This is a genomic window from Sulfitobacter sp. HGT1 (genome assembly GCF_013282155.1).
Classification (GTDB): domain Bacteria; phylum Pseudomonadota; class Alphaproteobacteria; order Rhodobacterales; family Rhodobacteraceae; genus Sulfitobacter.
This window is the reverse complement of sequence record NZ_BLWI01000008.1, coordinates 592474-604611: the sequence shown is the minus strand read 5'-3', so window position 1 is coordinate 604611 and position 12138 is coordinate 592474. Positions and strand designations below refer to the sequence as shown.

Below are 12138 nucleotides of genomic sequence, written 5' to 3'. Positions count from 1 at the left end.
CATTGCTGTGCTTTAGGTGCCGGTGAACAAGACACGGGGCGCATAGCGGGCACGGGTGAAAACAAAGTTTTCAATTGTTGGATGCCCAAGCCCGATATTGAAGGGCGGGCTGAATGTCGTCGCCGTTTCAGTGACCACGATATATTCGTCATCGGGGATAAGGGGCAGGCGATTATGCCAAGTCGCAACATCATTATCGGTTACCGGCTCGCCGGCACCACGGGCACGCGACCAATGTACGTAAAACCGTCCTTCGGTTTGATTATACTTGAGCGAGGTCACCCGCAGCGTGGACTGTTCCGGCGAATTGGTCATGTAGTCCAGCAAATCCTGCGCACCGTCCAGATATCCGGTGTCGATGGGCAAGGTTTCGCGCGAAATCATGTCGCCAATCGTATAGGCCGCTTTCTGGTTCAGGCTGTATTCCTCGTATGTCTCAAAGATCGAGAACATCGACGCGTAGACCCAGAATAACATTGGCATCAAGATCAAGGCCTCAAGGGACACACTGCCTTCTTCCTGACCCGCAAAGCGGCGCAAGCCGAGGGTTTTGGTGAGATGTTTAAGCATTAACCTGGCTCCTGTACGAAGGCCGAGATGGCATACATTGCAGATTGGCCGGACCCATCAGTCGCATATTTGAAGCCAAGGCGGGACGTTGGAAGCATCGGGTCGAACTTCAGGCAAGCGCGCAGCATCATCAGGTCGTGCTGTTGGCCCAGGGTAAATCCGCGCTCCGGTGTGACGGGTTCCGATTTGTCGATGCAATCGATATCGGTCGGCAGCGTTTGGAAATTGCGCGGGTCAACTGTAATCATCTCGAGGCGCAGTGTTTCATCGCAATTGCTGACATTCCCGGCCCTCTCACACACCATCGTTTTGATCTGGTCGTGTGTCATTGGCGTCTGTGTGTTCAGGCGGATATACCGGACCGCATCTTCCAGGCCGCGGTTCAGGTGGACCTGACGCATGGCATAAAGGCTCATTTCAATCGAGGCGAGGAATATCCCAAAGATCAGCGGGAAAAGGATCACAAATTCAATCAGGAAGATTGATCCGCTTTCCTCTTTGCGAAAGTGCCGAAGGGCAGTTTGCATACAGGATATCATTGGATCAGCCTTAGTTGGTTGATTTGACGGGCGATGGCCTTGAAGGCTTCGGAGAGTTCAACACCGTCCACATCGAAGAAGTGGCTTGGCGATGAGGCGCAGTTTCTCATGACGTCGGCACCGTCGTTATTGTTGTACGGGTCATCCGTGACTTCAAAACCGATGGTCCAGATCACGATGCGCTTTGCCTTGGCCGCCGTACAGATGTTGCTCAGCAAGGAGTTGCCCAGCGAACGGTCATACTTTCGCCAGTAGAAACTCGAACGATTCCATGAAGACACATAGTTATAAAGATACCAGTTGAGGTTGTATCTATCCCAGTGGACGACTTCACTGTCGCTGTCATAGTAATAGCTGGCAATCCGGTTAGAGGCGGCATTTTCGCCATCGGTCATCAAGATTACAGTCTTGAGCGTTTCAGGGTCGTCGTAGTCGACGGGACGACCATAGAACTGGTTGTCGACTGCACCGGCGGAAACCAGGGAATTGTTAATGTCGCGGAACGACGGGTCTAGCATCGCTGCCGCCCATTTCATCCCGAGGAATATCGACGTACCGGCACGGGGTTGCAGACCGTCAATCTGGGTCTTTAGCGCAGTGCGGTCTTGCGAGAACGGTTTGATACGTTCGTCGGTGTAGCGCGGGCAGACCGTATCGTTGCGGTAGTTGTTCCGCCCGTCATAGTTCCATTGGAAATGCTGGGCCTGGTCATGCCATTTGGTGGTATCCAGTGCGGCGCTGTTGAATTCATCATTGTCGAATTCAACACAGTGCGAATAGTTGTGTTTGGCATTCATTCTCATGCGGTCAAAGATCAAAGGACCGGCATTCACCTGTTCGGAATAGGGGATCAAGGAAACTGAAATCAGGTCTTCGTTGCCTGCGCGCAAAACCGTATCGAGAAAAACGCCCGCGGCGTCTTTCATGTCGGTCATCCGCGTTCCCTGAGCCATCGAGCCCGAAACATCCAACACCATTGAAATCTCGACATTGGCCACGCGTTCTTCGGCGGTGCTATGTGCGGGGACGGTCATCGTATCAACGCCGAATTTGCGCAAATAGGGTGTATCAAGCTCTTTTGAGGCATTGACCGAGACTGTGCGATAGTTGAGGCCGTCATCGACTGTCACGCTCGACAGGTAATTTGCCATGCCTGACTTTGTAAAATAGTCTTCGACAACAGTCTTGGGGTCTTGCATCTGGTCGAGATCGGCCGCGGCGAGAACCGCGCGGTCAGATACCGCCTGAAGCCTTGAACGTTCAAGTTCGTGGCGCATGAAATCAAGCTGGATGCCGCCCACCGTCACCATCATCAGAATCACGAAAAGCACCCATACCGTCATGATGCCGTCTTCTTCGCGGGCGAACCGCCGCGTTTGGGCGGCAATTGCGTCTTTCATTGGTTGGATCGTCATAAAAGAATGCGACATAGTTATTTCCTCATTAACCAGAACATCACAGGGCCTTTGGACCCGCGCTGACTGCTTCTGTTGGTTACTTATAAGAAAGCTTCGTGGCCGAATTGCGGCAATAACGTTCAAAATCAGCGGCTATTCTGTGTGCTTTGTGGGAAGATGTTCCTTATTCAAAGTATTGTTGCATGGTCGGAAACGAAGTGGCGTTTCATCGCAATCAGGCGAATCGTGCCGGAAAAAGTTTTCATTCTGCTTAAAAAATATGCATTTCTTGCTTTTTACGGGTTCTCAAATCTTGCGGGCCATGTTCAACAGACGATGCGCCAAAATCTTTACCTTAGGTCACATTGCCAAACAGGAGCACTCTATGACCCCCGCAAATGAACCCAGCTTTCGCGACAGTGTGGACATCATGTTCAACAGGGCGGTTGCCCTGATGGACCTGTCGCCAGGGCTGGAAGAAAAGATCCGTGTTTGCAACGCGACCTACACGGTCCGTTTCGGGGTGCGCCTGCGGGGACGTATCCAAACTTTCACCGGGTACCGGTCGGTCCATTCCGAACATATGGAACCGGTCAAAGGCGGCATCCGCTACAGTCTTGGTGTAAACCAGGACGAGGTCGAAGCACTGGCGGCACTGATGACCTATAAATGTGCGCTGGTCGAAGCGCCCTTTGGTGGGTCCAAGGGCGGGTTGTGCATTGATCCGCGCGATTATGATGACCACGAGCTGGAACTGATCACGCGCCGTTTTGCCTATGAGCTGATCAAGCGCGACATGATCAACCCCGCGCAGAACGTGCCCGCCCCCGATATGGGCACCGGCGAACGCGAAATGGCGTGGATCGCGGACCAGTATAAACGCATGAACACCACCGACATCAACGGCGTCGCCTGTGTCACGGGCAAGCCGATCAATGCGGGCGGCATCCATGGCCGGACAGAGGCCACAGGCCGCGGTGTGCAATACGCCCTGCACGCGTTTTTCCGCGATGCCAAAGGGCTGGCCAAGGCCGGTCTTGAGGGCAAGATGAGCGGCAAGCGGGTGATCGTTCAGGGCTTGGGGAATGTGGGCTATCACGCGGCCAAATTCCTGAGCGAGGAAGACGGCTGCCTGATCACTGCGATTATCGAGCGCGATGGTGCGTTGCAAAACGATGCCGGTCTGGATGTCGAAGCTGTCCATCAATGGATTGTCAAACACGGCACGATCAAAGGCTATCCCGATGCCAAGATGATCGAAGACGGGGCCGCCTTGCTGGAAGGCGAATGCGACATCCTTATTCCCGCCGCGCTGGAAGGCGTGATCAACCTGAGCAACGCCAACCGGATCAAAGCCCCGCTGATCGTCGAAGCGGCGAACGGGCCTGTCACTGCGGGTGCGGATGAAATTCTGTGTGCCAAGGGTGTGGTGATCATCCCCGACATGTACGCGAACGCCGGCGGTGTGACCGTGTCGTACTTCGAATGGGTCAAGAACCTGAGCCACATCCGCTTTGGCCGGATGCAGCGCCGCAACGAGGAAAGCCGCCACCAGTTGTTGGTGGACGAGCTTGAACGTCTGAGTGCCGACAGCGGTGTCGGCTGGCAGCTCAGCCCGAACTTCAAGGAAAAATACCTGCGCGGCGCGGACGAGTTGGAACTGGTGCGCTCGGGGCTTTATGACACGATGGTCGATGCCTATCGGTCGATGGCTGAGATCTGGCATGGCCGGGATGATGTGACCGATTTGCGCACCGCCGCCTATCTGGTCAGCATCACCAAGGTCGCGGCAAGCTACCGTGCCAAAGGGCTCTAAACGCAAAAAGCGCAAAAGCCCGAACTGACTAAAGATTGATAAAAGACTGTCGCGGACGGACCCGTCCGCGGCGCAAAACGCCACCCATCCTGCGGCCAGCCATTGCACCTTTGTATCGGACTTGATTGAGTAGCCCCAAGGCGCTGCCATCAGGGCGGATGAAACGGGGGATGCGATGCGGTTTTCAGGATTGCGCGTGCTGCGCGAAGGATTGACCGGAAACAAGGGATGGGCACCGCATTGGCGTGATGCCGAACCCAAGGCCGAATATGATGCGATCATCATTGGCGGTGGCGGTCACGGATTAAGCACCGCTTATTATCTGGCCAAGGAACATGGCCTGACCAATATCGCCGTTCTTGAAAAGGGCTATCTTGGCGGCGGCAATGTCGGGCGCAACACCACGATCGTGCGGGCGAATTACTTTCTTCAGGGTAATTCCGAGTTCTATTCCCATTCGCTGAAGCTGTGGGAAGGGTTGGAAGAAGACCTGAACTATAACGTCATGCATTCGCAGCGCGGGTTGATCAACCTGTTCCATTCCGACGGCCAGCGCGACGCATTTGCCCGGCGTGGCAATGCGATGATCAACCAGGGCGATGATGCGGTGCTGCTGGACCGCGAGGGCGTGCGCAAACATCTGCCGTATCTGGATTTCGACAATGTGCGGTTTCCGGTTTACGGCGGTTTGCTTCATCCGCGTGGTGGTACGGCGCGCCATGATGCGGTGGCCTGGGGTTACGCGCGCGGGGCGTCGGATCGCGGGGTGGACCTGATCCAGCAATGCGAAGTCACCGGCATTGATATCGAAAACGGTCAGGTACGCGGTGTGCAGACAACGCGCGGGCCGATCCGCGCCAAGAAGGTCGGGATCGTGGTTGCGGGGCGGTCGGGTCAGGTGGCGGCCATGGCAGGGATGCGCCTGCCGATCGAAAGCCACGTCTTGCAGGCCTTCGTGACCGAAGGGCTCAAGCCGTGTATCGACCATGTGGTCAGTTTCGGCATGGGGCATTTCTATATCTCGCAATCCGACAAGGGCGGCTTGGTCTTTGGCGGCGATCTGGATTTCTATGCCTCTTATGCCAGCCGGGGCAATCTGCCGATGGCCGAGCATGTGATGGAGGCGGGGATGACCCTGATGCCGATGATCGGCAAGGCCAAGGTGCTGCGTAGCTGGGGCGGAATCATGGACATGACCCCCGACGGCAGCCCGATCATCGACAAGACGGATACCAAGGGTTTGTTCATTGATTGCGGCTGGTGTTACGGCGGGTTCAAGGCGGTGCCCGGATCGGGGTTCAGTTTCGCGCATCTGATGGCAACCGGTAACCACCATGCGCCTGCGGCGAAATACCGGCTGGACCGGTTCCGCACCGGCGTTGGTTTAATGGATGAAGAGGGCACCGGTTCCCAGCATAATCTTCATTGATGGCGCTTTGGGGATGGGGTTGGATTTGAGTATTTTTAAAAGGGTGAAGGGGCAGATGCCCGTTCAGAGGGGCTTGGCATGAGACTGGATTGTCCGATTTGTGGAAACCGTGACCGGCGCGAGTTTTATTATCAGGGGGATGCCGTGATGTTGGCGCGCCCTGCGGTGGATGCGGGTGCAGTCGCTTGGGACCGCTACTTGCATTTGCGGGGTAATCCGGCGGGCCAGACGCGGGATTTGTGGCAGCATGAAGCGGGCTGTGGCGCGTGGCTGGTGGTGACGCGCGATACGGTGACCCATGCGGTGTCGGCGGTCGAGCTGGCATCTGACGTGAAGGGGGCCATGGCATGAGGATCAAGGGCAAGGGTCTGATTGATCGGGCCAATACGGTCACGTTCAGCTTTGACGGGCGCAGCTATGACGGGTTTGCGGGGGACACTGTTGCCTCGGCTTTGTTGGCAAATGACGTGACGCTGATGGGGCGGTCGTTCAAATATCACCGTCCGCGGGGCGTTTTGACGGCGGGCAGTGAAGAGCCCAATGCGCTGGTGACTGTTGGCACGGGTGCGGCATCCGAGCCGAATGTGCGCGCCACCATGCAAGAGGTCTATGAAGGGTTGCGGGTGCGCAGCCAGAACGCCTGGCCGTCGCTGGATTTCGATGTGATGGCGGTGAACAATCTGGTCTCGCCGTTTTTGGGGGCGGGGTTTTACTACAAGACCTTCATGTGGCCGCGCAAATTTTGGGAGCGGGTCTATGAGCCGGTGATCCGGCGCGCGGCTGGTTTGGGCGGGCTGAGCGGGGCGCATAACCCCGACAGTTACGAGCGGGCCTTTGCGTTTTGTGATGTCTTGGTGATCGGTGCCGGGCCTGCGGGGCTTATGGCCGCCTTGACGGCGGCACGCGGCGGTGCGGATGTGATCTTGGCCGATGAGGACGCGCTAATGGGCGGGCGGCTGAATGCGGAAACCTATCAGATCGACGGCAAGCCCGGGCATGTCTGGGCGGCGGAAGCTGTGGCCGAGTTGGCGGGCATGGACAATGTCCGGTTGATGTCGCGGACCACGGTGACGGGGGCCTATGATCAGGGCACGTTTGGTGCGTTGGAGCGGGTAGGGCAACATCATGGGGACCGCAGCGCGGGCGCGCCGGTCGAGTGTTTCTGGCGGATCGTGGCCAGGCATTCGATCCTGACGGCGGGTGCGTTGGAGCGGCCGATTGCGTTTCAGAACAACGACCGCCCGGGTATCATGACGGCGGGGGCGGTGCGCGCCTATCTGAACCGCTGGGGGGTCAGCCCCGGCAAGGCGCTGACGATTTTTGCCAATAATGACGATGCGCATCGCACGGCGCGTGATCTGGCGGATGCGGGTGTGCGGATTGCAGCGGTGATCGACAGCCGTACCGACGCGGATATCGAGGGGGATTTCCCCGTCTATCGTGGCGCGCAGGTGTTCAACACCGGCGGTGGCAAGGAGCTGGAGAGCATCTCCATCCGCACCATCAGCGGCGTCGAAAAAATCCAGACCGATTGTCTGGCGATGTCAGGCGGTTGGAACCCGACGGTGCATCTGACCTGTCACATGAACGGGCGGCCCACGTGGCGGCCTGACATCCAGGCCTTTGTGCCGACCGAGGGGGCCATTCCGGGGATGGTCGTCGCGGGGGCGTGTAACGGGACGTTTTCGACCCACGGCTGTTTGGCCGAGGGGGCGCAGGTTGCGGGCAAGGTTCTGGAGGTGCTGGGCAAGAAGGTGCCGGATGTGGCGCTGCCGCAGGCCGAGGATGCGCCTTACCGGATGGCCCCGCTATGGGCCGTCGCGGGCAAGGGGCGCGCCTGGCTGGATTTCCAGAACGACGTGAGCGTGAAGGACGTTGCCCAAGCGGCGGTCGAGAACTTCCGGTCGGTCGAGCATATGAAGCGCTATACCACGCAAGGGATGGCGACGGATCAGGGCAAGAATTCGAATGTCGGTGCCTTGGCGGTGCTGGCCGATGCCACCGGGCGCGGGATACCCGAAACGGGGACGACGACATTCCGGCCACCCTATTCGCCGGTGACCATCGCGGCGATGGGGGCGGGGGCGCAGGGCAAGGGCTTTGCGCCGCAGCGGTTTACCACCTCGCATAATGCCAGCGTCGAAGCGGGTGCGCCGATGATCGAGGCGGGGTTGTGGTACCGCCCCAGCTATTTCCCGAAAGCGGGGGAAAAGACCTGGCGGCAGTCGTGTGATCGCGAGGTTGGATATGTGCGCAAGGCGGTTGGCATTTGCGATGTGTCGACGCTGGGCAAGATCGACATTCAGGGGCCGGATGCGGCGGCCTTGCTGGATTTCGTCTATACCAATATGTTCTCGACGCTGAAGGTCGGGCGTGTGCGCTATGGTCTGATGCTGCGCGAGGACGGCACGGTGATGGATGACGGCACCTGCGCGCGTTTGGGGGATCAGCATTTCGTGATGACCACCACGACCGCAGCGGCGGGCGCGGTGATGAAACACCTGGAGTTCGTCGCGCAATGTTTGCACCCCGAATGGCGTGTTGCGATGACATCGGTGACCGAACAATGGGCGCAGTTCGCCGTTGCAGGGCCAAAGTCGCGCGAGTTGCTAAACGGGGTGCTGGATGCGCCCATCGACAATGACAGTTGGCCGTTCATGGCGTGCGGCGACATGTCGGTGCTGGGCGTCAAGGGGCGGCTGTTCCGGATATCGTTCTCGGGCGAGCATGCCTATGAGATTGCGGTGCCTGCACGTTACGGCGAGAGCCTGTTTCGCGAGCTGGTTGCCCGTGCCCAGGGGCTGGGGGGCGGTGCCTATGGGATGGAGGCGCTGAATGTGCTGCGCGTTGAGAAGGGGTTCATCACCCATGCAGAGATCCACGGGCGCACCACTGCATTCGATGTGGGCATGGCGGGGATGATCAGCGCCAAGAAGGATTGCATCGGCAAGGTGATGGCCGCGCGGCCCGGCTTGGTTGCGGGCGACCGCGAGCGTTTGGTCGGGATGAAACCGGTGGGCGCGGTCAAGATGCTGAGTGCGGGGGCGCATATCTTTGAAAAAGACGCGCAAGCGGTGCGCGAGAATGATCAGGGCTATGTGACCTCGGTCTGTTTTTCACCCGAGGTTGGCACCTATGTCGGTTTGGGCTTCGTCAAGAACGGGCCCGAGCGATACGGCGAGGTAATGCGCGTGGTCGATCATCTGCGCGATTTGGAGGTCGAGGTGGAAATCTGCCCGCCTGTGTTCTTTGACCCAGAGGGAGGTCTTGCCCGTGGCTGAATTGAAAGCAAGAACAGCCTGTGAAGACGCCCTGCCGGTGACAGTGGGTGCCGCACAGCTGGAGGAACTTGACCTGGGGCCTGTGACATCCGTCATGGTTTGGGGGCAGGAGGCCGAAGTGTCAGCCGCGATGGAGGCGGCGCATGGGATGGCGTTCCCGAAACCCAACCGCAGCAGCAGTAAGGACGCAGGGCGCTGCGTTTGGTTCGGGCGCAATCAGGCGATCCTGATCGGTGTTGCACCCGATGCCACGCTTGGCAATCACGCCGCTGTGGTCGATCAGAGCGATGCATGGTGCGCCGTGTCGCTCAGCGGGTCAGCGTCAGAGGATATTCTGGCGCGTCTGGTGCCTGTGGACCTGCGCCGCGGGCAGTTCAAGCGGGGACATACGGCGCGCACGCAGGTCGGGCATATGATGGCGTCGGTCACGCGCACAGGGTCGGACAGTTTTATGATCCTTGTTTTCCGGTCGATGGCGATTACCTTGATTCACGAGCTAGAACAGGCGATGCAGGCTGTTGCGTCGCGCAGCACTTGAGCCATTTGCCGTTTCGGCAGACAGATTTGGAGAAGACGAGATGAAGATTGTTACCCTGGTGATTACCGCGGGCCTATTGGCCACGGCGGCCCCCGTTCTGGCCCAGACAGCCAAAGAGACCGACTGCACCTATCAAGCGGATGTTGTCGAAGCGGTACGCCAAGCGCGCATCGAACGGGTCAAGGAACGCAAGGTGGCAGCCCATGTTGAAGCGACCGCGCCAAGCTGGCCTGAAAAATACAACGCAGTTGTGCCGCTGGTCGCCCCTTGGGTCTACGAGATGAAAATGTCCGATGTGAAGGCCAATGATCTGGGTGCGGCCTGGAAAGAAATGTGTATGGGCCAATAAGGCCTGACAGGGCGGCTGGCGTCCGAGGGGGCCAGCCCCCATCGCCCTGACGGGCGATCCCCCCGAAGTTTATTTAGCAAAATGAAGCAGTGGTTTCGCGCATAGGGTTCTGGACTCTGTGCGGGCGCGGCCAATATATAGTGTTATGAGCCTGCCCCCTGGATTTTTAGATGAATTGCGAAGCCGTTCCAGCCTGTCTCAGGTGGTGGGGCGCAAAGTCTTGTGGGATGCGCGCAAGTCCAATCAGGGCAAGGGCGATATGTGGGCACCGTGCCCGTTCCATCAGGAGAAATCCGCCAGTTTTCACGTCGATGACCGCAAGGGATTCTATTATTGCTTTGGCTGTCATGCCAAGGGCGATGCGATTTCCTTTGTGCGCGAGACCGAGAATGTGAGTTTCATGGAGGCGGTCGAGATTCTGGCCCGCGAGGCCGGGATGCCGGTGCCAAAGCAGGACCCGCGCGCGCAGGAGAAATCTGACAAGCGCACGCAACTGGCCGAAGTGATGGAGCAGGCGGTGCAGTTTTTCCGGTTGCAGTTGCAGACCGGGGCTGCCAGTGCGGCGCGGGATTATCTGGCGCGGCGCGGGTTGAACGCGCAGGCGTTGGAACGCTGGGAGATCGGGTTTGCTGCGGATCAGTGGCAGGGTTTGTGGGATCATCTGAAGGCAAAGGGCGTCGAGGACGAGCTGATCTTTGGCGCGGGTCTGGCCAAGCCGTCGACCAAGGGCGGGCGGCCTTATGATACGTTTCGCGGGCGGATTATCTTTCCGATCCGGGATGCGCGGGGGCGGGCGATTGCCTTTGGCGGGCGGGCGATGGACCCAAATGACAACGCCAAATACCTCAATTCGCCCGAGACGGAGTTATTCGACAAGGGTCGCAGCCTTTATAACGTGAAAGAGGCGCGCACGGCGGCAGGTCAGGGGCAGCCGTTGTTGGTGGCCGAAGGCTATATGGACGTGATCGCGCTGGTGCAGGCGGGGTTTGGCGCGGCCGTTGCCCCCTTGGGGACAGCCATCACCGAGAGCCAGTTGCAGATGTTGTGGCGGATTTCGCCCGAACCGATCATCACGATGGACGGGGACACAGCGGGCCAGCGCGCGGCCTTGCGACTGATTGATCTGGCCTTGCCGCTGCTTGAGGCGGGGCAAAGTTTGCGGTTTGCGATGATGCCCGAGGGGCAGGACCCTGATGATCTGTTGCGCGCCCAGGGTGCGCCTGCTTTGCAAAAGCTGCTGGACGGGGCCCTGCCGATGGTCCGGCTGTTGTGGCAGCGCGAGACAGAGGGGCGCGTGTTCGACAGCCCCGAACGCAAGGCGGCGCTGGACAAGTCGCTGCGTGAAAAGATCATGCTGATCAAGGACCCGTCGATCCGCAGTCACTATGGTCAGGAGATCAAAGACCTGCGCTATCAGCTGTTCCGGCCGCAACAGGCGAAAAAGGCGTTTACGCCGGGGGCGCGCAGGGACGGGCAGGGGCGTTGGAATGCCGCACCGCAAGGGCCGTCGCCCAGTGCCAAGTCGTCGATGTTGGTGACGGCTGCCGGTGTCGGCGCGACAGAGCATTTTCGCGAGGCGGTGATCTTGTGTGCCTTGCTGGGGTGCCCCGCATTGATCGAGGAATTCGAGACCGGACTGGCGGCGATGCACTGCGCGCACAGTGATCACGCGCGTATCAGGGATTTGATGTTGCGCTACATGCACGAAGACCCCGCCGCGTTGCGCGAAAAGATATACAGCGCACTGGGGGAGCACACCCTTGAAAACATGACCTCGCAGCGCCACGTTGCTGTGACGCCCTGCATCAGAACGCCAGGCAATGTTGAAATGACCCGTATGACCGTCGCCGAGGAGCTGGGCAAACTGGAAGCCGTACGCGGGCTGGATGCCGAGATCGCCGATGCGATGGAAGACCTGAGCGGCGTGGCCGACGAAGGGCTGACCTGGCGGCTGAGCGAAGCGGCGCGAAATGCCGACCGTGCGCAGCGCAGCGGGCAGGAAGATACTGCCGAATATGACATCGCCGAAAACGGTGCGCATATCAGCCGTGACGAGCGCAGCGCATTCGATGCGTTGATCGGGGCGATCCGTGGCAAGGGCGTGGACGACGAGAAATGACCCCTGCGTGGCTTTTTCGCCGGGATGTTTAATAAAAAGCAGGGTAACGGGTTTAAGAATCACCCAGAACCCCGCATGATTCGGAAAATTGCGAATCGCC

At 59.0% G+C, this 12138-nt stretch carries 10 protein-coding genes; 7 read left to right on the top strand and 3 right to left on the bottom strand.

Features of this window, described 5'->3' with window-relative positions:
• Window positions 1–12: 12 nt before the first annotated feature.
• Genes HGT1_RS09125 through HGT1_RS09115 form a run of 3 tightly spaced genes read right to left on the bottom strand, consistent with a single transcriptional unit; the run spans window position 13 to window position 2539 of the window.
• The gene (locus HGT1_RS09125) at window positions 13–570 is read right to left on the bottom strand and encodes a TadE/TadG family type IV pilus assembly protein (protein ID WP_176249602.1); all 558 of its coding nucleotides are present in this window, start codon (window positions 568–570) and stop codon (window positions 13–15) included.
• Window positions 570–1097 carry a TadE/TadG family type IV pilus assembly protein gene (locus HGT1_RS09120; protein ID WP_255200152.1) on the bottom strand — a complete coding sequence of 176 codons (528 nt, stop codon included), beginning with the start codon at window positions 1095–1097 and terminating at the stop codon, window positions 570–572. The genes HGT1_RS09125 and HGT1_RS09120 overlap by 1 nt, the downstream gene beginning before the upstream one ends.
• Before the next feature lie 8 nt (window positions 1098–1105).
• Window positions 1106–2539, bottom strand: a complete 1434-nt coding sequence (locus HGT1_RS09115; protein ID WP_176249600.1) for a pilus assembly protein TadG-related protein — start codon at window positions 2537–2539, stop codon at window positions 1106–1108.
• Window positions 2540–2891: 352 nt separating this feature from the next.
• Between HGT1_RS09115 and HGT1_RS09110 the strand changes: the two genes are divergently transcribed.
• The 7 genes from HGT1_RS09110 to dnaG all read left to right on the top strand — a co-directional run bounded on the left by HGT1_RS09110 (window position 2892) and on the right by dnaG (window position 12038).
• Window positions 2892–4322, top strand: a complete 1431-nt coding sequence (locus HGT1_RS09110; RefSeq protein WP_176249599.1) for a Glu/Leu/Phe/Val dehydrogenase — start codon at window positions 2892–2894, stop codon at window positions 4320–4322.
• 175 nt (window positions 4323–4497) lie between these two features.
• Window positions 4498–5751: a sarcosine oxidase subunit beta family protein gene (locus HGT1_RS09105; RefSeq protein WP_176249598.1), complete on the top strand. Its 1254-nt coding sequence runs from the start codon at window positions 4498–4500 to the stop codon at window positions 5749–5751.
• A gap of 78 nt (window positions 5752–5829) precedes the next feature.
• Window positions 5830–6102: a sarcosine oxidase subunit delta gene (locus HGT1_RS09100; protein WP_176249597.1), complete on the top strand. Its 273-nt coding sequence runs from the start codon at window positions 5830–5832 to the stop codon at window positions 6100–6102.
• Complete coding sequence (locus tag HGT1_RS09095) at window positions 6099–9032, top strand: sarcosine oxidase subunit alpha family protein (RefSeq protein WP_176249596.1); 2934 nt, start codon at window positions 6099–6101, stop codon at window positions 9030–9032. The genes HGT1_RS09100 and HGT1_RS09095 overlap by 4 nt, the downstream gene beginning before the upstream one ends.
• Entirely contained in the window at window positions 9025–9570 is a 546-nt protein-coding gene (locus HGT1_RS09090) for a sarcosine oxidase subunit gamma (RefSeq protein WP_176249595.1), read from the top strand. The genes HGT1_RS09095 and HGT1_RS09090 overlap by 8 nt, the downstream gene beginning before the upstream one ends.
• A 40-nt stretch (window positions 9571–9610) precedes the next feature.
• Window positions 9611–9919, top strand: a complete 309-nt coding sequence (locus tag HGT1_RS09085; RefSeq protein WP_176249594.1) for a hypothetical protein — start codon at window positions 9611–9613, stop codon at window positions 9917–9919.
• 145 nt (window positions 9920–10064) lie between these two features.
• Complete coding sequence (dnaG, locus tag HGT1_RS09080; protein WP_176249593.1) at window positions 10065–12038, top strand: DNA primase; 1974 nt, start codon at window positions 10065–10067, stop codon at window positions 12036–12038.
• Window positions 12039–12138: the final 100 nt, after the last annotated feature.

What these genes read in the sequence shown, in the direction of transcription:
- HGT1_RS09125 (WP_176249602.1), bottom strand. Translation starts at nt 570, where the DNA reads ATGCTTAAACATCTCACCAAAACCCTCGGCTTGCGCCGCTTTGCGGGT.
- HGT1_RS09120 (WP_255200152.1), bottom strand. Translation starts at nt 1,097, where the DNA reads ATGCAAACTGCCCTTCGGCACTTTCGCAAAGAGGAAAGCGGATCAATC.
- HGT1_RS09115 (WP_176249600.1), bottom strand. Translation starts at nt 2,539, where the DNA reads ATGTCGCATTCTTTTATGACGATCCAACCAATGAAAGACGCAATTGCC.
- HGT1_RS09110 (WP_176249599.1), top strand. Translation starts at nt 2,892, where the DNA reads ATGACCCCCGCAAATGAACCCAGCTTTCGCGACAGTGTGGACATCATG.
- HGT1_RS09105 (WP_176249598.1), top strand. Translation starts at nt 4,498, where the DNA reads ATGCGGTTTTCAGGATTGCGCGTGCTGCGCGAAGGATTGACCGGAAAC.
- HGT1_RS09100 (WP_176249597.1), top strand. Translation starts at nt 5,830, where the DNA reads ATGAGACTGGATTGTCCGATTTGTGGAAACCGTGACCGGCGCGAGTTT.
- HGT1_RS09095 (WP_176249596.1), top strand. Translation starts at nt 6,099, where the DNA reads ATGAGGATCAAGGGCAAGGGTCTGATTGATCGGGCCAATACGGTCACG.
- HGT1_RS09085 (WP_176249594.1), top strand. Translation starts at nt 9,611, where the DNA reads ATGAAGATTGTTACCCTGGTGATTACCGCGGGCCTATTGGCCACGGCG.
- dnaG (WP_176249593.1), top strand. Translation starts at nt 10,065, where the DNA reads ATGAGCCTGCCCCCTGGATTTTTAGATGAATTGCGAAGCCGTTCCAGC.